This is a genomic window from Gallicola sp. Sow4_E12 (genome assembly GCF_052116305.1).
Taxonomy (GTDB): domain Bacteria; phylum Bacillota; class Clostridia; order Tissierellales; family Peptoniphilaceae; genus JBQKLI01.
Map to the genome: position 1 here is coordinate 53,521 of NZ_JBQKLI010000011.1, position 23,286 is coordinate 76,806.

A 23,286-nucleotide genomic window follows, 5' to 3' on the forward strand; every position below is an offset into this window, starting at 1 on the left:
TGAGAAAGGGTATTAAATTTCATATCCTTTCGAAAAACAAAGAAAGCAGAAAATTTTTCTGCTTTCACCCTTTCAAAACTAATTCATAATATAAAAAAGACTCACAACTATTATAATTCCTATCTGAAGAACTCTATTTGACGAATCCTTCACGATATAAATACTGTATAAATTCGCTAAAGCAAAAGCGATAAAAGCAATATTTGAAAACACTGTCCCTTGTAAAAACAGAGAACATACTATTGAAATCACAGCCAGTGCTAAAATCCCGATTCTATGATAATTTCCCATCTTAATTCCTCAATATTTTTCGTTTATAACAACCTTCATTTTCAAATAGTATACATATTTCCTGCTACATAAATTACAATACCCCGATCATCACTAAAAGCACCGCCTGCAGCGCTCTGCTTTTTCCTTCGCTTTTCACCAAAAGATTTAAAAGATTCATCATTGTGAAAATCACAAAAACGATATTTGTCACCATATTCTTTCCTAAGAGAACAGAACTGGCAAGAAAAGCAATCGCTAAGATGATTACTCCCAAATAAGTCAAATCTTCAATTTGATTTTTCATAATACGCTCCCTTGATTATTTGTATCTGCATTTATATATAGTATACCCTATTTTTGGATCGTATTATACGGCGATATTTTCTTTCAATTTCCTGTTAATCCGGCTATATCTTATCCATCAGAAACCAAAAAACAAGCAGTCCAGCGATGAGCAGCACAAAATAAAAGACATTTCCGATAAAACCATTTATTTGAAGTATTGCTAAAATGATTATATAAAGAGACATGATTATTCTTAAACGCAATTTCTTTCTTTTATACATTTTCCTGACCTCCTGTTTACCTGTTCAAGTTTATTATAAAGGCTTATTCTCCCGCTTCTCGTCTGCAAGAGATGCCATTTGTTCTAAGGCTTTTAACAGCATAGTAAAACTCTATCGGACTATAGGCTAATATCATATATAGAAAATTATCGACTTTGCTTGTAAAATACCCGGGTCAATAAGCTGGAAAAGATGAAACAAAAGTCCCGCCGTAAAGAGATAGACCATTCCTCTTTTCATTTTCTCCTTCTTCGAATAATAACTGTACGGATATTCTGCTGTCTTGATCTATCGGAGAATTAAAACTCCTGCTATAACAGCTGCGCCTATTTTGTTTACATTAAAATAAAATGTGATAGCGCATAATATTGCAAAACAAAATAATAAGGCTAACGGATGATTTTATAAGATCTTCTTGTATTCACCGTATTTTCTTACTACTCCTTTTATATCGGTCTCTCTGGTCTTCTTTCTGTTCCTCTCCTTTAACTCCAAGCTCTCTTTTAACAATACTCTTTCTAAGATATATTTATTATAAGTATATCACCCTTTACTTTAATTTCCTGAAAATTTTATTAAGGTTTGAAAAGTCGGATTAAAGGTTGTGATTCCTTTTATAAAACGCTATTTATTTCATCGCACAAAAAAAGATCAGCATTTTTCCGCCGACCTTTTTCATATTTTATTCCCCTAAGAATAAATAGATACAACAAAATTATGTAACTATCTCTGCTTTTACTAATTTCTATACAGCTCTTTTTAAGATAGTTTCTTTTCTGCAGTGCTTATTTCATAATCTTTTTCCTGATTTGTTTTTAAAGCTAATTTTATAGCGATCCCTACAAATAGAAATGTCATAATATCTGGTTCTGTAAAGAGTGCACTGATCCTGCTGTACTCTATATATTGACTCATAAAGCTCAGAGTAAGCCTCAAAAACCCGTATAGAACCAGAAAATCAGCTACTTTATTCATTAAAACAGGTAAAGATAGCTTTTTATTAATATACTTAATAACATTTACACATAAATAGATCGAGATCAAAGAAAATCCTATCACATTCACTAACCCTCGTACACTCATCATTAAATCGGAGTCGGATCCACCTGCGAATTCCTCTCCGAATCCCCCTATGATTCCCATAGCAATCATAAGCACGCTCGGTATTATACAGCATATAACTAAAAATTTAGCAGCCTTTTTCATTGTTTTCTCCTTTCCATTTCTACTGCTCTAGAAACTTTTTTCTTATCTGCTGCCCAAGATCCTAGAGGTTTTTTTCACTTTTTAACATAATAAGGAAACAGATTCCATTATTCTTTCGTTGCAAGTGTTATTTTGTTGTACTTTATTCGCTCTTAGCGAAAAAATAATTACGATGCTATTGCATTCTCCTTTCTTCGACCTTTCTTCGGCAGCTAAGTACTATTAAGGAAATATTCGCGGAGATATGAGGGTATAACTTAAAAATCTTTATATTCAAACATCACCATCAATGCCACTGACTGAATCAGTGCATTTAGTACAAGCAATATATAAAAACAACTCCTATGGCAAAACGATTGCTTCTTAAAATAAATATCAGGAAAAACAAATACAAAAAACCGAACCTTCGATAAAGATATTAACTTTGTTTTAAAAAGAGTCGATAAAATCTGCTTCCCTGCTTGAAGCATAAAACATATAAAAAACAAAATACACAACAGGTATCAAAACACATAATAAAGAAACCGGATCATATTTTTTGATTTTTCTTATAAAACACATTTCTTTCTATAAATAAAATGATTTTATAAACCCTTATGTATTATATTTTATATTATGATTATTATACCCATAAACACTTATATTTATTATCTAAAAAAGTTCATTCTCCTGCTTTTTTATCTTCTAGTATAGTAGTCCTTCTAATATTCTTCTTTACTGCCTTATTTCAAACATAAATTTTTACTCTAACTAATAAGAAACCTACGAGGCTGCGAACTATTTTATGTATGAGAATCATCCTCTTGTTTTAAGAATGTCTACTCGAAGCACAGGATAGAATTCGAATTTTCTTTTCGAGATATTTATTTTGATGCTGTCCCAGTCTTCTTATAGAATGCTTCCTGCAACTTCTCTAGCTTCTTTATGTGTTTCTAAACTTCTATAGTTCTAGATTGACGTCATTCTTGGTATACGATAAAACAAGGATAAAAATTGTTCATTTTCCATCCTTGTATGGGTTAGTTATTCTCCACCAACACTATTTGACAAAGATCCAAGAAAGACCAGCATACACCATGCTGGTCTTTCTTTTATTTTTTCACCCATTCCACACCAGTGGAGGTATCTTTTAATTCGATGCCCATAGCATCAAGCTGATCTCGTATTTCGTCAGCTCTCTGATAGTTTTTATCCAGTCTTGCTTGTGTTCTTTCTTCGATTAGTTTTTCGATTTCTTCGTCTAGTGTTTCTTCTCCTCTAGAATAAAGGATGCCTAATACATCAGAAAGTTTTAATAAGGTTTCTAAAGCAAATTCTGCTATTGCTTTCGAATTTGTTTCCTTTAGATGTCCGTTTGTAAAGCGCACTAATTCGTAAATAGCAGAAAGTCCGTCTGCTGTGTTTAAATCGTCGTCCATGGCCTTTTCAAAGCTTAGGCGATAGCTGTCAATTTTTTCTTTCAGCTCTTTCTCGTTTTCTTGCAGCTCGGAAACGTCTGCGGTTTCGATAAGCCTTTCCAAATAGCTTTTTCCGTTATAGATACGGTCCAGACCGTTTTTTGTCTGTTCCATAATTTCATCGCTGAAGTTTACCGGATTTCTATAATGAGTGGACAGCAGCCATAATCGTAGAACTTCTAAATCGTAATGTTTTGCTATATCTTTTATCGTAAAGAAATTCCCCTTCGATTTGCTCATTTTTTCATTGTCGACGGTGATCATGGAGTTATGCATCCAGTTTCTCGCAAAGGGCTTTCCTGTTAAGGTCTCCGACTGGGCGATTTCATTCTCATGATGTGGAAACTCCAAGTCTTCTCCACCGGCATGGATATCCATTGTATCGCCTAGAATGGCTTTCGACATTACAGAACATTCTAAATGCCATCCTGGTCTTCCCATGCCCCATGGACTTTCCCATGCAGGTTCGCTTTCTTCTTTTCGTTTTTTCCATAAAGCAAAGTCCATCGGATTTTTCTTTTCGTCAGCTATATCGATTCTCGCCCCTGCTTGAAGATCGTCGATGTTTTTCTTGGAAAGACTTCCGTAGTTCTTTGCTTTTGAGATATCGAAATAGACATTCCCGTCCACGTTATAAGCGGCGCCTTTGTCTTCCAGACCCTTTACAAACTCGATCATCTCTTCGATATATTCTGTCGCCTTCGGATGAATGGTATCTTCTTCTTTAAAGTTCAAAGCCTTTGAATCTTCTAGATAAGCATCGATATATTTTTCAGTAATCTCTGTAAAATCCACTCCTGCTTCTTTCGCTTTTAGAATAATTTTATCGTCGATATCTGTAAAGTTCGATACGAAAGTCACATCGTAGCCTTTATACTGAAAATAGCGTCTTAAGGTGTCGAAGACGATCATAGGTCTTGCGTTTCCTACGTGAATAAAGTTATAGACAGTAGGACCACAGACGTACATCTTTACTTTTCCTTCTTCTAAAGGTACGAATTCTTCTTTCGATCTCCTTAAAGTATTATATACTTTCATTTTTCTCCCCCTTCTTTTACTTATGGGAATCTGATGTATTATTGAATATTGATATGATCTAGTCTCTTGATAATCTCTTCTTTTCCAAGAATTTCAATAATATTTACAAGCTCTGGTCCGTGTACAGTTCCAGAAAGAATCGCTCTTACAGGCATATAGAGATTTTTGCCTTTGATTCCTGTTTTCTTCTGAATTTTTTTCATAACAGTCTTCGCAAATTCCTGATCTACTGTATCGATCTCGGATAATTCTTCTTTGAAGGCTTTTACAAGTTCTGGTACTTGTTCTCCCCTTGCCATTTCTTTTGCATCTTCTTCCGTAATGGTAATGTCTTCAAAAAGGAAAGCTGACTGTTCTATTACGTCCGATAGTTTTGATATGGATTCTTGGAAGGTTTGGGTGATCAAGTTTAGTCTTTCCGGATCGATATCTTCTTCGACGAATCCTTTTTCTACTAGATACGGCTTGATTTTTTCAGCTAATTCTTCTACAGATAAAGCTCTGATATAATGGCCGTTTACCCAGTCAAGTTTTTCACGGTCGAAGATCGCTCCTGATTTTGAAACATGATCAAAAGAGAACTGTCTGATCAGTTCATCCATCGGAAGAATTTCTTCATTTGACTCTGGACTCCAGCCGATTAGCGCAAGGTAGTTGATCAGCCCTTCTGGAAGATAGCCCATATTTCTAAAGTCCGCTACAGAAACATCATCATGTCTTTTTGATAGTTTCTTTCCGCTTTTGTTAAGAACTGTAGGCATATGAACATACTGAGGAACATCCCATCCGAAAGCTTCATAAAGGAAGATGTGTTTCGGTGTTGAAGTCAGCCACTCGTCTCCACGGATAACGTGGGTAATTTTCATGAGATGATCATCTACCACTACAGCGAAATGATACGTCGGGAATCCGTCTGATTTGATGAGTACTTGATCATCCATATCATCTGTATTGATAGAGATATTTCCTTTAATCAAGTCGTTAAATTTAATATCAGTATTTGCAGGAAGCTTCATTCGAATCACATACTCTTCTCCTGCTGCGACCCTCTTTTTCGCTTCTTCTAAAGAAACTCCTCGGCATAAACCGTCGTATTTCGGCATCATACCGTCTGCTCGCTGCTGATTTTTCACTTGATCAAGTCTTTCTTTTGAACAGAAGCAGTAGTATGCGTAGCCTTTTTCTAATAACTCGTCGATATACTGATTATAGATGCCGGCCTCTACTCTTTCCGACTGGATATAAGGTTTCGCATCACCTCGGTCCACCGGTTTTCCATCTTCTAAGACAACACCTTCATCTATAGAAAGACCTGCCCATTCTAATTCGTGGATTAAGTTTTCGATAGCACCTTCCACATATCTTGTTCTGTCTGTATCTTCTATTCTTAAGATAAACTTTCCATTCTGTTGTCTTGCATGCAAATAATTATATAAAGCTGTTCGAAGTCCTCCGATGTGTAGATATCCTGTTGGACTCGGTGCAAATCGTACTCTGATTTCTGACATAAAATCCCCCTTCTTTTTATCTCTTATTCTATTCCTGCTCTAGCTCTTCCGCAATTCTTGTTCTCATACCATCGGAAAAACGAGAGGCATTGTATTCGTCTACTATATTTTGAACTTTTTGAACCGCTTCTTCTACAGAGATTTCCTCATTAACTCCTTCACTTCGAGTAGAAAATTCCACAAGCCCGTCAGCCGCTCCTTTTCCTACTGTGATTCTTAAAGGAATCCCGATCAAATCCCGGTCGTTGAATTTAACACCAGCACGCTCTTTTCGATCGTCGATGATAACCTCTACCCCGTTAAAGAGAAGTTTCTCATAGATTTTCTCTGCAGCTTCCATCTGATCTTCTTTTTTTGTATTTACTACAGTGATAATCACTTGATAAGGAGCTACAGAAAGAGGCCAAATAATACCTTTTTCATCGTAATTCTGTTCGATGATCGCTGCCACTGAACGGCTGATTCCGATTCCATAGCTTCCCATATAGAAAAGCTGTTCCTTGCCTTGTTCATCAAGGTACGTAGCTTTGATCGCTTCAGAATATTTCGTTCCCAGCTGGAAGATATTTCCTACTTCGATTCCTCTTGCAAATTGCAGAGTTTCTCCTGTTTCTTCGTCGATATCTCCTTCTTCTACAAGAAGAAGATCTTCTACCACTTCTCCCTCGAAGTCTATACCGTAGTTTGCATTGATATAATGGTATTCATTAGCATTCGCTCCGATAACACCATTTTTCATTTGAGTTATACGTTTATCTAAAAGAACTCGTACTCCTTCTGAAAGTCCCTTAGGTCCTGTATATCCTGGTACAGACCCCACTTTTGAAACGATATCTTCATCTTCCATCATTACGATTTCATGTTCTGGCGCTTTTAGATAACTGATGAGTTTCGCCATATTAAGCTCTCTGTTTCCAGGAATAATCGCAAGCACCGGCTCTCCTTCTACCATTAAGTCGATGGCTTTAAAGCAGTGAGATGGATCCACCCCTAAAAAGGCTGATACTTCTTCTATCGTTTTGCAGTTTGGCGTATGAACTTTTGAAATTTCAGCCGCCTCAACTTTAGATTCGTCGATATTATAAGTTACAGGCGCTCTCTCGTCTGTTGCGGCATATTTTCCGCTTTCGCTGTAGCAGATCACGCCTTCTCCTACTTCCGATAATGCGATAAACTCATGGGATCCGCTTCCCCCCATCGCTCCTGTATCTCCCGCTACGATCTTGTAGTCAAGTCCTAAACGGTCGAAGACCGCTTCGTAAGCTCTCCACATATTATCATAAGCTTCGAGATGGCTTTCTCTGTTTGTATCAAAAGAGTAACCGTCTTTCATATAGAATTCTCTTGCTCTGTTGATTCCAAAACGAGGGCGTTTTTCATCACGAAATTTTGTTTGAATTTGATAGATATTTAAAGGAAGCTGTTTGTAAGATTTTATCTCTCCTTTAATAAGAGTCGTAAAATACTCTTCCGCTGTTGGAGTCAGACAAAAATCTCTGTTGTGGCGGTCTTTTATTTTAAACATTTCAGGGCCGAATGTTTCCCAGCGCCCTGATTCATCCCAGATCTCTTTCGGCTGAAGGATAGGCATTAACACTTCCTGTGCTCCGAAATTATCCATCTCTTCTCTAACAATCTCTTCCACTTTTTGAATCACACGATATCCTAAGGGCAGATAACTGTACATTCCAGAAGCCATCTGGCGGATCATTCCTGCACGAAGCATCAGCCGATGGCTGGCGATATCAGCGTCTGCTGGATCCTCTCTTAATGTAGGCAAATACATTTTATTCATTCTCATAAAAACTTTCCTCCCGAAATCAAGATAATAAAAGCCCTCGTCATGAAGACGAAGGCTCGCGGTACCACTTCAATTAGTGCAAAACACTCACTTTAAAGTTATAAGGGAACCACCCTTTATGTTTTCCATAAATTCTCCGAGACAGGTTCAAACTTTCCGCAGAAATCCTTTCACCTTCCGGATTCTCTCTAAACAGCTTTCAGTTCTAATAGTCCTCTTCATAGATAGCTCTATTTTAACATTAAAAGAACTTTTTGTATAGATCCTATCCTAGAGCAGATTTTAAAAATGAATTTCCTCTTTATTCTCTAGCTTTTGAAAAAATGGACATACTCATCCCTAGAGAAGCTATAAACACCAGCTATATTCCTTATCTTTAAATCATGGAGTCTATATAAGCTCATAAATACACTATACCTTAAGACGGATCTTTTCCTCTTTGAATAAACATAGACATGATAAGAATTGCGATAATAATCAGAAGAAAATACTGGTTCATAATGATTTCAATCCTTGCCTCCCCTAGAAGGAAAGTAAAAACAAGACCAATAGCGGAGACGATTCCGATAGCAGAAAAACCATATCCAAAAACCTTGCTTAATCTGCGGCCTTTTTTCTTTGAAGAATTTTTCCCATTCTTTTCATTCAAATAAGAAATATCATCACTTTTTATAAAATAAATTCCTAGGATCCCGGTTATAATCCCAAGGACTAAAAACATCATTCTATAGCATACAATCATCCTTTCCCCTCCTTCTTTATTATTTTCGCATTAAGATATTTTATCAAAAACTATTTTCTTTTTAAATAATTCGTTAGTTCTCGAAGTACAAGGATTAAAAATACCAATACAATCACAACAGCAATTTTAATAATCGGATCTAAAATCCAATTCAATGTTTCAAAAATAAACATAATCTCTCTCCTTTATATAAAATTCAGTTTAGGCTTTCATTCTAAAAGTTGTTTACTTACTTTATAAATTTTATTCTCATGGTAAGTTGTAAAATGAAATGCATAAGGAAATAAACAAAAAAATCATGTAGATACGATATACTTAAAAGCGATCAAACCATAAGTATAAAAGGGGTATCTACATGACTGAAAACAATTGTATCACAGAAAATCGCACCTTCAAACACCTTACTGACATCCAACGCGGAAAGCTGGAACAGATGGCAAAAAGTGGCACCTATAAACAAGCCGAAATGGCGCGTGAATTGGGGGTCAGCCAACCGACTGTTTCTCGTGAACTGAAACGCGGCAGAACGCGCCAGCTTGACTATCAGCACAATTATTACGAGCAGTATATTGCCGCCTCAGGCGCACGGGTCTATAAAGAAAATCGCGAGAACTCGCATGCTCGGGATCATCATAAATATTCTGCGGCTTTTCTTGCGGCCTTACCAGAAAATCTAGCACCCAAGAACGGGCTACGGCTTCATAGTGTGGATACTTTTGTACATTCTTATAGAAAGTCGCATCCTGAGGAACACGTTCCCTGCACGAAGACCGTTTATGCTTTGATCAACGCTGCCGTTTTCTCAATCCGAAACATTGATCTACCTATGAAGATCCGGATGCGGCCACGAAAGAAAACCGTTTCGGAGCCGAAGGGTCATAACGCTAAACACTTAGGACGCAGTATTGAAGAACGTGCGCCAGAAGTGCTATCGAGGGAAGAGTTTGGACATTGGGAAGTTGATTTGGTCTTAGGCAAGAAAACAAAAAACGAGCCTGTCATTATCACTATGGTTGAACGGAAAACCCGTTACTTCCTCACTAAAAAAGTTTGGGGTAAAAGCGCAACGTTGGTTCAAAAAGGCGTGCTTGATTTAATGAAAAAACAGGGATTGGAACAGTTCAAGTCTCTAACAACGGATAACGGATCTGAGTTTTCAAGTCTGTCCCTTATCGAAGGGATCGCCTCGGATGTTCAGGTTTTCTTTACCCATGCGTATGCTTCTTGGGAAAAAGGAACGAACGAAAGGCATAACTGCATGCTCAGAGAATTTATCCCAAAGGGAGTCACACTGCGTCCATTGTCTTATTCGCATTTACTGGCAGTAACCGATACGATTAACCATAGACCAAGGAAAATAATGGGTTATGCAACACCTGCAGAACGCCTTCAGGAAGAACTGTCAGTTTTGTAAGCTGCTTAAGGTGTTTCGTTGGCTCCCTAGGGTAAAAGAATAGGTTGGCTGAGTCAAGAGCCGCTTCGCTCCTTCTCTTGACTCAGCCAACCTATTCTCTTGGGTCAGAACCACCAACAACTCACCTGAAAAATGGTAAGGGACGAAACACGCCCAGCCGAAAATGGCTTTAAACCATTGGTAACACTGGATTATTGAGTAATTCGCTGTCTATAAAGGTTTTTAAAATTTTTTATGCATTTGATATTGCAATTAAGCATTTGTATTGGTTCCTTCTTTTTTTAATTCATTTTCAATGAGTGCATAGACTTCTATAGCTTCTCTTGTATTTTTTTCCTCTTCCGTTTCCACTTTTGGAGCTGCTATTACTTTATAACCTGTTAGAAAACCAGCCATTACAATCGAACATACGACCATGTACTTTACTAAAGTTGATTTTTTCATAAATCCATCCTTCTTTCTTAGAAAATAATTGAAACTATTCTATCCTAAATCCTGTTTCCTTTTTCTTCATTTCAGTAAATTCACCCTCTCTATCTTTTATTCATTGTAACATGGATTTTTAAGTTTCCTTTAAAGTTGCATTAAACGTCGCTTTTTCTCTCTTAAACGTAAAAAACAGCTCCCTTTCGGGAACTGTTAAAGGCTTTCTAGATGTTTTTTTACTTGGGGTCCTACAAAAATTTCATCCTTTAAAAACAAAATCGGTCTTTTTACAAGCATTCCGTTTGTCGCTAAAACTTCGTATTGTTCTTCTTCTGTCATAGACTTCCTTTTTTCAGAAAGCCCTTGTTCTCTATAGAGAATGCCTGAAGTATTAAAAAACTTTGTAATCGGAAGACCCGACTTTTCGTGCCACTCTTTTAATTCAGAAGCTGTCGGGTTTTCTTTGTCTATCTCACGATAATCGTATTCGATCCCCTTTTCCTGAAGGAGCTTTTCTATACCTTTACAAGTCGTACACTTCTTATACCCAACCAAAAGATTCATATATACACCTCTTCTCTGTTTTTTTCCCTAGGTCGCAAAGCGATCCTGCCTGGGTTGCACAGTAATCCCGCCTACTTCCTCTTTTTTCTCTTTAAGCCCTTCATAGAAAGGCCCACTTTTCCTCTTTCCACATCGATATCGATAATCTTCACATTTACAATATCGGACACTTTGACTACTTCTTTCGGGTCTTTTATAAAGCGGTCAGAGAGCTGGGAGATATGGACAAGTCCGTCGTTTTTTATACCGATATCTACAAAGGCTCCAAAGGCTACAACATTTCGAACGGTTCCTTGAAGCTCCATTCCCACCTCAAGATCTTCGATAGAAAGAACGTCGCTTCTTAGAATCGGCTTCGGCATTTCATCTCTAGGATCTCGTCCCGGTTTTTTAAGTTCCGCTACGATATCTTGAAGAGTTGGTATACCCACTTCTAATTCTTCGGCTGTTTTTTGATAATCTATTTTATCAAGATCTCGGTCCAATAGTTTCACAGCGATGTCATAACTTTCAGGATGGACTGCTGTATGATCGAGAACTTCTTTGCTTTCCGGTATTCTCAAGAATCCGGCACATTGTGTAAAGGCCTTTGGTCCGATGCCTTTTACTTTTTTTATTTCCTTACGGCTAGAGAAAGGTCCGTTTTCTCTTTTATATTCCAAGATGTTTTTCGCAGTGGTTTTCGTAATTCCGGATACATATCCTAATAATGCAACAGATGCTGTATTAATATCGACTCCCACTGAGTTTACACAGTCTTCGACAATTTTTTCCAAGGTTTCTGAAAGTTCTTTTTGATTCACATCATGCTGATATTGTCCTACTCCGATGTGCTGAGGCTCGATTTTAACAAGTTCAGCTAATGGATCTTGAATTCTTCTTGCGATGGAGATCGCTCCTCTTATGGTTACATCTAAGTCGGGAAACTCGTCGTTTCCAAGTTTCGATGCTGAATAGATAGAAGCCCCTGCTTCGTTTACGATGGCATAGTATAAATCTTTCTTTCCAACTTCTGATAAAAGTTCCACAACCATCTGCTCTGTTTCTCTGGAAGCCGTTCCGTTTCCTATGGCGATAAGATTGATATCATATTTTTCGATGTATTTCTTAAGTGTCTTTTTCGAACCTTCCACGTCTGCTTTAGGCTTTGCCGGATAGATTACACCATAGTCCAACACTTCTCCAAAGGAGGATACGACAGCTGTTTTGCATCCTGTACGATATCCCGGATCCAGTCCTATGATATTCATATCTTTGATCGGCGGCTGCATAAGATAAGGTCTTAGATTATCGCCGAAGATTTCGATAGATGATTTGTCCGCCATCTCCTTTAATTCGTTTTTCACTTCCGTTTCAATAGAAGGACGAAGGAGTCTCTTATAGCTGTCGATAACAGTTGCTTGAAGATATTCCATCCCTGGATCTTCTTTGTCCAAACAGATGCTTTTTAAAATCTGGAACATATTGTCTGCATCGTTGAAGTCGAATTTCAGTTTTAGAATTCCCTCTTTTTCTCCACGGAAAATCGCTAAGATTCTATGAGGTTTTAGAAATCTCATTCTTTCTGCGAATTCATAATACATTTCATAAGTGCCGTCGTCTTTCGATGGATCTCCTTCACAAAGAAGTCCGCCTTTTTTCGCACCGGCTCTTACGATATCCCTGTATTCTTTCGTCTCGGAGATTTCTTCAGCCAGGATATCCATCGCTCCTTGAAGAGCAGCTTTAACTGTTGGAACTTCCTCTGTTATGTATTTTTCTGCTTCTTCTTCGATCTTTCTAGTCTTGTCTTCAAAATTAAAAAGATATTCTTTTAAAGGTTCTAAGCCGCGTTCTTTCGCTTGAGAGGCTCTTGTTCTTTTCTTTTGTTTAAAAGGAAGATAGAGGTCTTCTACTTCTTGGAGCTTTTCTGCTTTTTCAATCTCTGCTTTCAGTTCTTCTGTTAGCTTACCCTGTTCCTCGATAATGCGGAGAACATCTTCTTTTCTTTTTTGAAGATTTCGAAGATAGGTCAAATTTTCTTCTAGATCTCTAAGTACAGTATCCGTTAGATTTCCAGTAACTTCTTTTCGATAACGGGAAATAAAAGGAATCGTATTTCCTTCATCGATTAATTCTACTGTTTTTTGAACTTGGTTTTCTGAGATTTTTAATTTTTCTGCTATGATTTTTTCTATATTCATTTTTACTCCTGAAAAAAGGAATTCCAAAGAATTCCCCCTTTTTTACCTGATTATATTGTTTAAACTATTAAAAAATAGTGTGATAGAGTTATGGCCGATCGTTTCTAGCCAATCACGAAGAAACATCGTTCTTGGGAAACGAGTGACATGAGCTAGACCTAACTTAGTTTTGTTTTTTGGAAAACTTTAGTAGGTCTGGTGCAACTCGTTCTCCAAATGAGTTTTTCCATTTGGCTAAGAACGATCTGCTGACCTGCTGTCAAATCAAAATACCTGATTTGGGCTAGGGCTTCAGAGAGGGGAGTTATGGTAGAAACATAGAGCGTATTTCTTCATAACATTATTATGAAGAAAAATGAATGTCTTCTTCATTTTCCTCCTCAACTCCACTCTTTCACTCTCTTACTCTCCACACTTTTTTCATCCTACTTACTATTATTCAACTCTTTTAAATAAGCGTTGATGATGGGGTCGATGTTGCCGTCGATTACTTTTTCAGCATTTCCTGTTTCGTAATTCGACCTATGGTCTTTTACCAAAGTGTAGGGTTGAAAAACATAGGAGCGGATTTGGGAGCCCCAAGATATTTGGGAATATTTTCCCTGGATATCTTCAATCCTTTCCCTTTTTTCTTCTTCCTTAATCAATAGCAGCCGGGCTTTCAGCATATTCATCGCCGTTTCCCGGTTGAAGATCTGGCTTCTTTCGGACTGGCACTGAACGGTAACACCTGTTGGAATATGGGTGATTCGTACTGCTGAATCCGTTGTATTGACATGCTGACCCCCAGCACCGCTGGCACGATAGGTGTCGATTTTTAAGTCGCTTGGATTGATTTCGACTTCTGTGTCGTTGATAATTTCAGGAAAGACATCTACACTGGCAAAGGATGTATGCCGGCGGCTGTTTGTATCAAAAGGAGATATCCGAACAAGTCTATGAACGCCTTTTTCCCCTTTTAAAAGTCCGTAGGCATTGTGACCTTTTATAAAGAGAGTACAGGACTTGATTCCGTTTTCATCATCGGAATTCATCTCTCGAAGGGTCATCGTAAAATCATGATCCTCTACCCAGCGGTGATACATTCTAAGAAGCATGCCTGCCCAGTCTTGAGCTTCCATGCCTCCTGCTCCCGCATGAATCATCATAATGGCGTTGTTCCCATCGAATTCTCCAGAAAGAAGAGTGCTGATTTTTAACTTTTCAAGCTTTTCTTCCGCTTCTTCGATAATCTTTTCGATTTCTCCATCGTATTCAGAAGATTCTTCTTCCCCTGCAAGCTCCATCATAATATGGATTTCTTCCAGAGCTTCTACTAAGGAGTCGTATTCTTCCACATCGCCTTTTTTTGATTTTAGGATATCGAAAATCTCTTGAGCTTTCTCTGAATCATCCCAAAAATCGGGTTTCAACGTCTTTTTTTCAAGCTCTTCGATCTCTTCTCTTAACAGAGATACGTCAAAGTGAATCCCTCATTTCCGTAAGACCCTGAGAAAGTTCTTCTATTTTTTCATTTACTGTATAGAGATCCACTTTAATTCACCCCTTATTCGTTTTTACCGCAGCATTTTTTGTATTTTTTACCGCTTCCGCATGGACAAGGATCGTTGCGGCCTACTTTTTGTTTCTTCACTACAGGTTCATTTCCTTGATTGTCGGAAGTTTCTTTAGCTACTTTTACACGTTCTACAGGCTGGCGAAGTACTACATTATAAAGACTCTTTAATGTATCGTCTTTGATACCTGCATTCATTTCTTCAAACATTGCAAAGCCTTCGTTGTTATAAGCTCTTACTGGATCCTGCTGACCATAAGAACGAAGTCCAATACCTTGTTTTAACTGATCCATCGCATCGATGTGATCCATCCAGCGGCGATCCACTGCACGAAGAAGGAATACTCTTTCTGCTTCACGGAATGTATCTGCTCCGATTTCTTCTTCTTTTGCTTCGTATAATTTCACAGACTCGTCGTAGATATAGTCTTTTAAGGACTCTACAGTGTATATTGAAAGATCTGAAAACTGAAGTACGCCTTCAGGAAGATAAATTCCGTTTAAATAATGGAATAAGCCTTCCATTTCCCAATCTTCGTGTTTTGGACTTCCATGAGTGTATTCGTTTACAGCTCTTTCTACAACATCTCGAAGCATTTGAAGTACAAAGTCCTTCATATTTTCTCCGTTCAGGATTTTATCTCTTTCTTTATAGATTACCTGACGCTGAACATTCATGACATCGTCGTATTTAAGAACTTGTTTACGAATGCCGAAGTTGTTTGACTCTACTCTTTTTTGAGCTCTTTCAATAGCTTTCGATACAGATTTGAATTCGATAGGCTCATCATCTGGATAATTTCCAGAGTCCGCTACTTTCTGGATCGTTTCTCCTCCGAAAAGTCTCATTAAATTATCAGATAGAGAAATATAAAAACGGGAACATCCCGGGTCTCCCTGACGGCCGGAACGGCCTCGAAGCTGATTGTCGATACGTCTAGACTCGTGTCTTTCTGTTCCTAGGATATATAATCCGCCGGCTTCTTTTACCTGCTCCTTGTTTTCGTCTGTAAACTTCTTGTATTTTGCATAAAGCTCATTATATTCTTTTCTAGCTTCTACAAATTCCGGTTCTTCCCTTGGAATAAAGCTGTCTAAGTCTGCAATGATTTCATCAGAGTAGATGCCTTTCTTTCTCAAGTCGTGTTTCGCCATAAAGTCTGGATTTCCGCCCAGCATAATATCTGTACCACGGCCGGCCATATTGGTCGCGATGGTCACTTTGCCAAGCATACCCGCTTGAGAAACAAGTTCTGCCTCTTTTTGATGATGCTTTGCATTTAACACATTATGGGGAATCCCAGAGCGTTTTAATAGTTTGCTTAAAAGTTCCGAAACTTCAATAGAAACTGTACCTACAAGCATCGGCTGTCCGGTTTGATGGACTTTTCTAATTTCTTCGATAATCGCTTCGTATTTTCCCTTTTCATTCATATAGATACGGTCATCAAAATCTTGACGAATCACAGGTTCGTTTGTCGGAATTTCAACTACATCCATATGATAGATCTCTTGGAATTCTTCTTCTTCTGTTTTCGCAGTACCTGTCATACCAGATAGTTTCTCATACATTCTAAAGTAATTTTGGAATGTAATTGTCGCTAAGGTTTTCGACTCGGAACGGATAGAAACAGCTTCTTTTGCTTCAATGGCCTGATGAAGACCTTCGCTGTATCTTCTTCCTTCCATAATACGGCCGGTAAATTCATCGACGATGAGAATTTCCCCGTCTTTTACTACATAGTCGATATCTCTATGCATTGTACTGTTTGCTTTTAATGCCTGGTTGATATGGTGGGCAATTTCCATATTATTTGGATCGGAAAGATTTTCTACTCCGAAATATTTCTCAGCTTTTGTATTTCCTTTTTCTGTAAGGTTCGCAGTTTTTCTCTTTTCATCTACGATATAGTCTACTACTTCTTCTTTGAATTCTCTTTCGAAGGGATCTGGAATATCTTCGTCCGGATCCATAACTCTTTTCGTAAGACCTTTTACGAAGCTTTGTGCTCTTGCATAAAGTTCTGTAGAGTCGTCTCCTTGTCCGGAAATAATAAGAGGAGTTCTCGCTTCGTCGACTAAAATGGAATCGACCTCATCGACAATGGCAAAATGAAGATCTCTTTGCACTTTATCTTCTTTATAAATAACCATATTATCTCTAAGATAGTCGAAACCGAACTCGTTGTTTGTTCCGTAAGTGATATCGCAGTTATAGTTTTCTCGACGTTCTTCATTTTCCATATTATGAAGAATACATCCTACAGTTAAACCAAGGAATTCATGGACTTTTCCCATCCATTCCTTATCACGCTGTGCTAAATAGTCGTTGACTGTAACGATATGAACACCTTTCCCAGTCAATCCTTCTAGATAAGCAGGAAGTGTGGATACTAATGTTTTACCTTCCCCTGTCTTCATCTCTGCTATTCGTCCCTGATAAAGGATAATACCACCCATTAACTGAACAGGATAATGCTTCATCTCTAGAACACGATCTGCAGCTTCTCTTACGACTGCAAAAGCTTCTGGCAGAATATCGTCCGTTGTTTCTCCCTTTGCTAATCTTTCTTTAAACTCTGTAGTTTTAGCGCGCAGTTTTTCATCGCTTAATTGTTTTGTTTCTTCATCTAATGCAAGTATCTTATCTACTAGCGGTTGTATTTCTTTAACAGCTCTTTGACTTCTTGAACCGAATATTTTCCCTAAAATTCCCATTCTAACACCTCAATTTCTATGTACCATTTTATCACTACAATAGATCATATACAAATAATTTGTAACAAATATGGATCTCTATCCTTAATTTCTTCCATAATAAAAGGGAGATCTCTCTCCCTTATCCTATCATCTCTTCTAGTATTTCTATTGAGGCGGTTATTGCCCTTGGACAAATCTCTTCTATCTTCTTTTCTTCTACTGCGATCATAAGATTTTCATCGGTTGAAATATTGATTCCCAGTATCTCTTCGCATTGTAAGGTTCCCATTTTTTCTTTAAAAGATTTGTTATATTCTTCTATCTTTTCTTTCATAATCCTTCGGCTGTTTTCCTCATGAGATCCGTATTCTAAGCCCAGCACCATATAAGCTCCAGAGACCGCGCCGCAGGTTTCTCCTCGAAAGAGCCCGCTTTCAAAAGGCTGTGCGATTTTACTTGCTGTTTTTTCTGATAAATCGTATCTTTTATGAAAGTACATAAGTACTGTCTGGCTGCAGTTTAAACCTTCCTGCAGATAGTTTTCAATTTGTTTTTTATTCATTTAATGCACCTCCGCAGCTGGATCCTGCCCCTGTAGTACATCCATAGCAGTAGTTTTCAAAAATAATATTTCGGGACAAGCTGTCTTTTTCAAGGATTTTATCTACTGTAGGATATTCTTTGATTTCGAGATTTTCCATTTGATTGAAATCGCAATCATAAATCTTACCATCAAAGGATACAGAAATTTGATAACGGCACATAATATTATCTACTGTATCTTCATTAAAATGCTCTTTTAAAAGACCCATATATTCATTATAACGGCCTTCCTTTGTTAACTCTTCCTTAAAATATCCCATGGGAATATTTGTAATCGTTAAAAGATTTGTAAATTCTATGCCGTAATTTGAAAGCTCCCTTTTATAATCTTCTTCCAGAGATTTTTGGCTGGGAGGAAGAAATGCTCCTAAAGGATTATAGACAAGATCAAGGCTTAATTCCTTCCCGTATCCATAGTCATTTAGAACTTTAATGGATTTTAGAGCTTTTTCAAACGTGCCATGCCCTCTCATTTTGTCTACATTTTCTTTCGTATAACAGGGAAGGGATGCAACGATATTGCTCTTATGTTCAGAAAGCTGTTTTATCAATGACGTCTTTTTATTAAGATCTGCTAAATTTGTTCGAAGAATTACATTTTTAGAACGTTTTGCACTTTCTTCTATAAAATAATCGATCTCTGGATGAAGTGTCGGTTCTCCTCCTGTGATATCTATCGTATCCAGAGAAAACTTGTCGTAAATCTTCATCGCCTTGTCAAATATTTCCCGGCTCATCATTTCGCTTCTTTTTGGAGAAGCTTCTACATGGCAGTGGCTGCATTTTAAGTTGCAGCCCTTGCCGATATTAAGCTGCAAGATATGTATATCTTTTATCTGATTGTCCACTTTGTCTTTAAAATTCATTTTATCTCCTTTGTTTAAACTTAAACTTCAGTACATTTTTAGCATAGTTTCCAGAAACTTCTTCCTCTACTCCAAGAATTTCTGAAAGAAGATTTCGTATATTTTTTAATTCGTACTTCTTGAAAATTCCAGAACAGGAAGAACAGTAGGTATAGATATTTTCTTTCTGAAGTTCTGCGATTCTGATCTTTGTTTTCCTTAAAATATCCGGCTCGTTTTTCGCCGCACCTCCGCCAAGACCGCAGCAGTTTACTTCCCAAAAACTATCCTGATAATCATCGATATATTTTTTTATAGACTGAAAAATTTCTCGATTATACCGGTCTGAACAGGGGAAAAATATTTCCGGAATTCCTTTTATTTTAGTGCCGATATTGTTCTCATATAATAACTCGTAGACGCTTATCACTTCTATATCGAGCTTTTTTTTCAAAAGATGATAGCAGTTGGGACAAGCACAGATCAGCCTTTTTGTATTTTTCTCTTCGATCAGTTTTTCCAAGGGGGAAAAACTTGCCTTCGCTCCAGATTCATACACCGGCTTTTTGCAACAGTCTATGGAAAAATCTATCCCCATTTCACCGCAGATTTCGATAAGTTTTTCGGAAGTTTTCGGATAGTAGCCTGGATAATTACAACCTAGAAAAAGAAGATCGCTGCTTTGTCGCTTCGAATTATTCTTCAGTTTATAGTTTTCTTTCATCCATTTCGTTCCGGCAGTTCCCTTTGGATTTTTCCTTCTTAATTCTAAAGCGATCTCAACTCCCGACAAGTCTTTCGGACAGACTTCTTTGCATTTTCCACACATAAAACAATGATACCTTAGCTCTTCTCTGTCCGTAAAGTCCAAAAGATTCATCTCGTATTTTTCTAAAAACAAACAGTTTCTGGTGCACTTCCCGCATTTTATGCATTCGTTCTTCGTTCTTTCTATCATCTAATCACCATAATCCTTGTAAATCTTTTTAATATCTCCATGTCTTCTATATCGATGCTGGAGAATCTGCATCTTTAGAATCGTTCTCCAAATCCCATGTTCTTCGAAGCGTCTCGAAGAAGTACGGATTTTTTCTTTTAATAAATGAAATTTGTACCCTTTTTTCTTCAAGGTCATGGACAGCTGATAATCCTCCATTAAAGGAATCGGCTGAAAACCTCCTATCTCTTCAAAAAGTTTCTTTTTTATAAAAATCCCTTGATCGCCGAAGGCAATATTTCGGTACTTTACTCTTTGGGAAGAATTAAATGCCACCATCCTCATTAACGGATGTGCCGATATAAATTCTAATGTAAAACATCCTATTTCATTTCCGCTTCTTTCAATTTGAAGAACACTTTCCGGACTGATTCTGCTGTCTCCATGGACAAACCATAGAATATCGCCTTTTGCATACTCTGCCCCTCTATTCATCTGGTTTGAACGATATTTCGTTTCCTGAATTTTAGGATAATATATTTTTTCAAAGGTTTTATCTGTACTAAATCCGTCGCTGAAAATCACCTCGAACTCTCCTTTTAGATGATCCAGATCCTTTTGAATCTGAAGAATATTTTCTTCTTCATTATACGTCGGAATGATAATTGTGATCATGATCTTCCTTTTTAAGATATATTTTTAGGGCAATAGAGGATGCTGCTATGAGCAGTACAAGCCAAAGAACTGCTTGGAAGAATTCAGGACTTCCTATGTTCAAAGATTTATCCCCTACATTTAAAAAGGCAATGGTTCCCGGTATGATTCCGATAATCGTCGTTGCGATATAGTTTAAAAACTTAATCTCCGTCAATCCGCTGATATAGTTTATGAGATTATAGGAAACAAGAGGAATCAGCCGAAAGACAAAAAATAATCCGCTTAATGTTTTTTGATTCTTCGTCAAAAACTTTTTACGTAAAGAAATACTGACTCTCTTGTTTAGAAACTCCTCAAAGAAGTCTTTTCCTAAATATTTTGTCATATAAAACATAATCGCAGAGTTTATTGCAGCCCCGACAATAGTATATAGGGTTCCTTCTAGGACTCCAAAAAGCACTCCTCCCCCAAAGGCCAAAATCGGCACCGGAAAGAAAAAGATAGGGAGTATGCTGAAGAGTCCGATATAGATCAAGGGAGCATTTTTACCGCTTTCTCCCACCCAGTTTCGAATTGTTTCGATGGAAATAAAACGTACTGCTATTACCGACAGTACGCCTATGATTATTATACTTCCTATTTTAAACCACTTTTTTCTGTTTTCTCTCATTATAAATCCTTTTCGCCACATAAATGATTATACTTAGGGAAAATAATACTAATAAACCAATCATCAGCTTCTGGGCTCCCCCAGACAAGGTTCCTCCTATATAAGAGTATACAATCGTTGCAGGAAGCTGTCCTATTCCTGTTGCGACTACAAAGGACAAGAAACTCATCGATGTCAGTCCTGCTGCATAGCTTACCAAGTCGAAAGACATGAAAGGAAGAAGTCTTGCCACAAGTATGGCAAATTTTCCATATTTTTTAAAGAAATCATCCACTGATTCCAAGCTTCCTTTACTGGTAAACTTTTCTACTACATCTCGTCCTAAGATCCTTGCGATGTAAAAACAAAGCATCGCCCCAACCATAGAAGAGGTCCAAGACAGTAACGCTCCTTTTACCCATCCGAAGACTGCAGAATTCGCCAATGTAATTAAAAATGCAGGTATCGGCGAAAGGAGAGACTGAAGAACCATCAGAAGAAAAGATACAGCAGCAGCATATCCGCCAAACCCTCTTATATATTCTATAACTCCTTCTATCCCCGATGAAGACAAAACCTTAACTGCTTCATTAATAGAATTTCTAACTGCTGGTACTGCTAGATAAATAATTAAACAAAAGAGTATAATACCTATCAGCGCCGCTTTTTTCTTATTTCGTTTTAATATTTCCATAATATTCCTCATAATAATTTCTTTCTATAAAGGATAAAAACTCCGGACTTAAAAAATGATCGATTTTCAAAAGAGTATCTTCATTTATAATACCTTTTGTCTGTGAGCTGTACTCAACCTTTGCCATGCTGCACCAGGTAATACCCCTTAGGCAGTTGAACACAAGGTATTTTCCAAGTTTTTGATGATCTAAAGTATTATATTTTTCATATTCCTTTAAAAATTCATCCCTTTCATGAACCTTTAGTATTTTATCCGTTTTCCAATTTGTTGTGGTGGGAACTAAAAAATGAGCTAGATCCTGCTCCTTTTCTCCAATAATCGGTTTTTCCCAGTCGATGACTACATTTCTATCTCCAATAATAAAATTTCGATTATTTAGTTCCGTATTGATAATAGTTGGCGTTTTGATTTTTTCTGACAGCCCAAGACTTTTCGCTGTGTTGAAAAACCTGTCCACAAAATCGACTACATAATCCTCTCTATCCTGCCAGCTGCGGTATGTTCCGAACATGGCGCTGCATTCGTCAAACATCCCTTGAAAGGGCTCTTCTTCCCGTATCAGCGAGGAGTCCTTTGGCTCTAAACGGTGGATCTGTGATAGAAGAAAGGCCGCTGTTTTTAAATCCTTATCATAATCCAAAGGCCGGCCTTCGATGTATTCCATCGTTAAAAAAGGCAGCGGCAGATATTTCCCCCGGCTTTTATATTCATATATCTCCGGCACTACCCCGGAACTTTGAATTTCACGAAGAGCATTATACTCATAAGGGATCTGCTTTTCTCCTAAATGAAGCTGGCTTCCCACATTGATACGAAGGACATAAGAATTATCGCAGAGAAAATTAATATTATATTCTCCCAGTCCTAAAAGTTTTATCTCATCTGTATTCGTTTCAACAGAGACTAAATCCTCCAAAGTATCAATATCCCGAAGGGTTTCTAAAAGGCTCCATTCTAAACCTAAAGACTCTGCTTTTTGTAATATCTTTTCCAATACATCTTCTCGGCTGTATACTATGTCCGAAAAAACATCCCAGTTTTTCTTCATGCCGATCAAGCCGTATCCTCCGTCTTTTGCAGGAGCAATTATAAGATCTTTTTTATCAAGCTTTGTAAAAGCGTCCTGAAAAAGTTCTACCGATATCCCCTGAAGATCCGATCCCATCAAAAGAACCTTATCTGCATTCTCAAGTTCTTCTTTTATAGAAGAATACATTTTCTCTCCGAGACCGCTGCCTCTTTGTTCTTTCTTGGAACCGTTTGCAAAGTCTAAGTCCTCTTTTTTCCCATCATAATATATTTCATAGGGGTATCCGGATTTCTTTATAATCGATAGATTTTCTTCTATCAGCTGGACACAAAGATCATATCTTTCTTTTTGCGACAGAAAATTTTTGAGCCTGCTTTTTCCAAAACCTGGTCTGGGCGCTTTTGTAAAGAAAATAATCTTTTCTTTCATAAAACC

At 37.5% G+C, this 23,286-nt stretch carries 22 protein-coding genes and 1 other annotated feature; of the genes, 1 reads left to right on the forward strand and 21 read right to left on the reverse strand.

Annotation, left to right across the window (positions count from 1 at the left end; translation table 11 throughout):
* Positions 1-78 precede the first annotated feature (78 nt).
* From ACTQ46_RS07350 to ACTQ46_RS07390, 9 genes are all read right to left on the reverse strand, one after another.
* The gene (locus ACTQ46_RS07350) at positions 79-291 is read right to left on the reverse strand and encodes a hypothetical protein (RefSeq protein ID WP_441748537.1); all 213 of its coding nucleotides are present in this window, start codon (positions 289-291) and stop codon (positions 79-81) included.
* Positions 292-364: 73 nt separating this feature from the next.
* Positions 365-577, reverse strand: a complete 213-nt coding sequence (locus tag ACTQ46_RS07355; protein WP_441748539.1) for a hypothetical protein — start codon at positions 575-577, stop codon at positions 365-367.
* Positions 578-680: 103 nt separating this feature from the next.
* A complete protein-coding gene (locus ACTQ46_RS07360) occupies positions 681-839 on the reverse strand; it encodes a hypothetical protein (RefSeq protein ID WP_441748541.1) in 159 nt (52 codons plus the stop codon).
* A 759-nt stretch (positions 840-1,598) separates the two neighbouring features.
* A complete protein-coding gene (locus ACTQ46_RS07365) occupies positions 1,599-2,045 on the reverse strand; it encodes a hypothetical protein (protein WP_441748543.1) in 447 nt (148 codons plus the stop codon).
* Positions 2,046-3,136: 1,091 nt separating this feature from the next.
* Positions 3,137-4,540 (reverse strand): cysteine--tRNA ligase, encoded by a 1,404-nt coding sequence (cysS, locus tag ACTQ46_RS07370; RefSeq protein ID WP_441748545.1) that lies wholly within the window; start codon positions 4,538-4,540, stop codon positions 3,137-3,139.
* A gap of 38 nt (positions 4,541-4,578) precedes the next feature.
* On the reverse strand, positions 4,579-6,048 hold the full coding sequence (gltX, locus tag ACTQ46_RS07375; RefSeq protein WP_441748547.1) for a glutamate--tRNA ligase: 1,470 nt from the start codon (positions 6,046-6,048) through the stop codon (positions 4,579-4,581).
* Between the two features lie 28 nt (positions 6,049-6,076).
* Positions 6,077-7,849, reverse strand: a complete 1,773-nt coding sequence (locus ACTQ46_RS07380; protein WP_441748549.1) for a proline--tRNA ligase — start codon at positions 7,847-7,849, stop codon at positions 6,077-6,079.
* A 41-nt stretch (positions 7,850-7,890) separates the two neighbouring features.
* Positions 7,891-8,080 (reverse strand) — a binding site (T-box leader).
* Positions 8,081-8,267: 187 nt separating this feature from the next.
* A complete protein-coding gene (locus ACTQ46_RS07385) occupies positions 8,268-8,591 on the reverse strand; it encodes a hypothetical protein (RefSeq protein WP_441748551.1) in 324 nt (107 codons plus the stop codon).
* Between the two features lie 50 nt (positions 8,592-8,641).
* Positions 8,642-8,764, reverse strand: coding sequence for a hypothetical protein (locus tag ACTQ46_RS07390; protein WP_441748553.1), 123 nt, complete (start codon positions 8,762-8,764; stop codon positions 8,642-8,644).
* 182 nt (positions 8,765-8,946) lie between these two features.
* Here ACTQ46_RS07390 and ACTQ46_RS07395 point away from each other — a divergent pair, with 182 nt between their 5' ends.
* Positions 8,947-10,005 carry an IS30 family transposase gene (locus tag ACTQ46_RS07395; protein WP_441748555.1) on the forward strand — a complete coding sequence of 353 codons (1,059 nt, stop codon included), beginning with the start codon at positions 8,947-8,949 and terminating at the stop codon, positions 10,003-10,005.
* 252 nt (positions 10,006-10,257) lie between these two features.
* Here the strand turns inward: ACTQ46_RS07395 and ACTQ46_RS07400 are convergent, their stop codons facing one another.
* The 12 genes from ACTQ46_RS07400 to ACTQ46_RS07455 all read right to left on the reverse strand — a co-directional run bounded on the left by ACTQ46_RS07400 (position 10,258) and on the right by ACTQ46_RS07455 (position 23,280).
* Positions 10,258-10,449, reverse strand: a complete 192-nt coding sequence (locus ACTQ46_RS07400; RefSeq protein ID WP_441748557.1) for a hypothetical protein — start codon at positions 10,447-10,449, stop codon at positions 10,258-10,260.
* A gap of 195 nt (positions 10,450-10,644) precedes the next feature.
* The gene (locus ACTQ46_RS07405) at positions 10,645-10,995 is read right to left on the reverse strand and encodes an ArsC/Spx/MgsR family protein (protein WP_441748559.1); all 351 of its coding nucleotides are present in this window, start codon (positions 10,993-10,995) and stop codon (positions 10,645-10,647) included.
* A 71-nt stretch (positions 10,996-11,066) separates the two neighbouring features.
* Complete coding sequence (locus ACTQ46_RS07410; protein ID WP_441748561.1) at positions 11,067-13,178, reverse strand: Tex family protein; 2,112 nt, start codon at positions 13,176-13,178, stop codon at positions 11,067-11,069.
* A gap of 425 nt (positions 13,179-13,603) precedes the next feature.
* Positions 13,604-14,654 (reverse strand): peptide chain release factor 2 gene (gene prfB / locus ACTQ46_RS07415; protein ID WP_441748593.1). Its coding sequence is split into 2 segments (ribosomal slippage): positions 13,604-14,638 and positions 14,640-14,654, totalling 1,050 coding nucleotides; the frame shifts between segments, so codons are not numbered across the junction.
* A 70-nt stretch (positions 14,655-14,724) separates the two neighbouring features.
* A complete protein-coding gene (gene secA, locus ACTQ46_RS07420) occupies positions 14,725-17,451 on the reverse strand; it encodes a preprotein translocase subunit SecA (RefSeq protein ID WP_441748563.1) in 2,727 nt (908 codons plus the stop codon).
* Positions 17,452-17,572: 121 nt separating this feature from the next.
* Positions 17,573-17,995 carry a C-GCAxxG-C-C family protein gene (locus tag ACTQ46_RS07425; protein ID WP_441748565.1) on the reverse strand — a complete coding sequence of 141 codons (423 nt, stop codon included), beginning with the start codon at positions 17,993-17,995 and terminating at the stop codon, positions 17,573-17,575.
* The gene (arsS, locus tag ACTQ46_RS07430; protein WP_441748567.1) at positions 17,988-18,902 is read right to left on the reverse strand and encodes an arsenosugar biosynthesis radical SAM (seleno)protein ArsS; all 915 of its coding nucleotides are present in this window, start codon (positions 18,900-18,902) and stop codon (positions 17,988-17,990) included. Before arsS ends, ACTQ46_RS07425 begins: the two co-directional genes overlap by 8 nt.
* 1 nt (position 18,903) lies before the next feature.
* Positions 18,904-19,839 (reverse strand): heterodisulfide reductase-related iron-sulfur binding cluster, encoded by a 936-nt coding sequence (locus ACTQ46_RS07435; protein ID WP_441748569.1) that lies wholly within the window; start codon positions 19,837-19,839, stop codon positions 18,904-18,906.
* Entirely contained in the window at positions 19,840-20,493 is a 654-nt protein-coding gene (locus ACTQ46_RS07440) for a TIGR04283 family arsenosugar biosynthesis glycosyltransferase (RefSeq protein ID WP_441748571.1), read from the reverse strand.
* Positions 20,465-21,145 (reverse strand): TVP38/TMEM64 family protein, encoded by a 681-nt coding sequence (locus tag ACTQ46_RS07445; RefSeq protein ID WP_441748573.1) that lies wholly within the window; start codon positions 21,143-21,145, stop codon positions 20,465-20,467. Before ACTQ46_RS07445 ends, ACTQ46_RS07440 begins: the two co-directional genes overlap by 29 nt.
* Positions 21,117-21,818, reverse strand: a complete 702-nt coding sequence (locus ACTQ46_RS07450; RefSeq protein ID WP_441748575.1) for a TVP38/TMEM64 family protein — start codon at positions 21,816-21,818, stop codon at positions 21,117-21,119. Before ACTQ46_RS07450 ends, ACTQ46_RS07445 begins: the two co-directional genes overlap by 29 nt.
* Complete coding sequence (locus ACTQ46_RS07455) at positions 21,796-23,280, reverse strand: TIGR04282 family arsenosugar biosynthesis glycosyltransferase (RefSeq protein WP_441748577.1); 1,485 nt, start codon at positions 23,278-23,280, stop codon at positions 21,796-21,798. The genes ACTQ46_RS07450 and ACTQ46_RS07455 overlap by 23 nt, the downstream gene beginning before the upstream one ends.
* Positions 23,281-23,286: the final 6 nt, after the last annotated feature.

Bases quoted from the DNA above. Each gene is read 5' to 3' on its own strand.
- ACTQ46_RS07425 (WP_441748565.1), bottom strand. From the start codon at position 17,995: ATGAATAAAAAACAAATTGAAAACTATCTGCAGGAAGGTTTAAACTGC.
- gltX (WP_441748547.1), bottom strand. From the start codon at position 6,048: ATGTCAGAAATCAGAGTACGATTTGCACCGAGTCCAACAGGATATCTA.
- ACTQ46_RS07400 (WP_441748557.1), bottom strand. From the start codon at position 10,449: ATGAAAAAATCAACTTTAGTAAAGTACATGGTCGTATGTTCGATTGTA.
- ACTQ46_RS07440 (WP_441748571.1), bottom strand. From the start codon at position 20,493: ATGATCACAATTATCATTCCGACGTATAATGAAGAAGAAAATATTCTT.
- cysS (WP_441748545.1), bottom strand. From the start codon at position 4,540: ATGAAAGTATATAATACTTTAAGGAGATCGAAAGAAGAATTCGTACCT.
- secA (WP_441748563.1), bottom strand. From the start codon at position 17,451: ATGGGAATTTTAGGGAAAATATTCGGTTCAAGAAGTCAAAGAGCTGTT.
- ACTQ46_RS07385 (WP_441748551.1), bottom strand. From the start codon at position 8,591: ATGATTGTATGCTATAGAATGATGTTTTTAGTCCTTGGGATTATAACC.
- ACTQ46_RS07395 (WP_441748555.1), top strand. From the start codon at position 8,947: ATGACTGAAAACAATTGTATCACAGAAAATCGCACCTTCAAACACCTT.
- ACTQ46_RS07390 (WP_441748553.1), bottom strand. From the start codon at position 8,764: ATGTTTATTTTTGAAACATTGAATTGGATTTTAGATCCGATTATTAAA.
- ACTQ46_RS07355 (WP_441748539.1), bottom strand. From the start codon at position 577: ATGAAAAATCAAATTGAAGATTTGACTTATTTGGGAGTAATCATCTTA.
- ACTQ46_RS07360 (WP_441748541.1), bottom strand. From the start codon at position 839: ATGTATAAAAGAAAGAAATTGCGTTTAAGAATAATCATGTCTCTTTAT.
- ACTQ46_RS07455 (WP_441748577.1), bottom strand. From the start codon at position 23,280: ATGAAAGAAAAGATTATTTTCTTTACAAAAGCGCCCAGACCAGGTTTT.
- ACTQ46_RS07365 (WP_441748543.1), bottom strand. From the start codon at position 2,045: ATGAAAAAGGCTGCTAAATTTTTAGTTATATGCTGTATAATACCGAGC.
- ACTQ46_RS07350 (WP_441748537.1), bottom strand. From the start codon at position 291: ATGGGAAATTATCATAGAATCGGGATTTTAGCACTGGCTGTGATTTCA.
- ACTQ46_RS07445 (WP_441748573.1), bottom strand. From the start codon at position 21,145: ATGAGAGAAAACAGAAAAAAGTGGTTTAAAATAGGAAGTATAATAATC.
- ACTQ46_RS07450 (WP_441748575.1), bottom strand. From the start codon at position 21,818: ATGGAAATATTAAAACGAAATAAGAAAAAAGCGGCGCTGATAGGTATT.
- ACTQ46_RS07435 (WP_441748569.1), bottom strand. From the start codon at position 19,839: ATGATAGAAAGAACGAAGAACGAATGCATAAAATGCGGGAAGTGCACC.
- ACTQ46_RS07410 (WP_441748561.1), bottom strand. From the start codon at position 13,178: ATGAATATAGAAAAAATCATAGCAGAAAAATTAAAAATCTCAGAAAAC.
- ACTQ46_RS07380 (WP_441748549.1), bottom strand. From the start codon at position 7,849: ATGAGAATGAATAAAATGTATTTGCCTACATTAAGAGAGGATCCAGCA.
- ACTQ46_RS07405 (WP_441748559.1), bottom strand. From the start codon at position 10,995: ATGAATCTTTTGGTTGGGTATAAGAAGTGTACGACTTGTAAAGGTATA.
- arsS (WP_441748567.1), bottom strand. From the start codon at position 18,902: ATGAATTTTAAAGACAAAGTGGACAATCAGATAAAAGATATACATATC.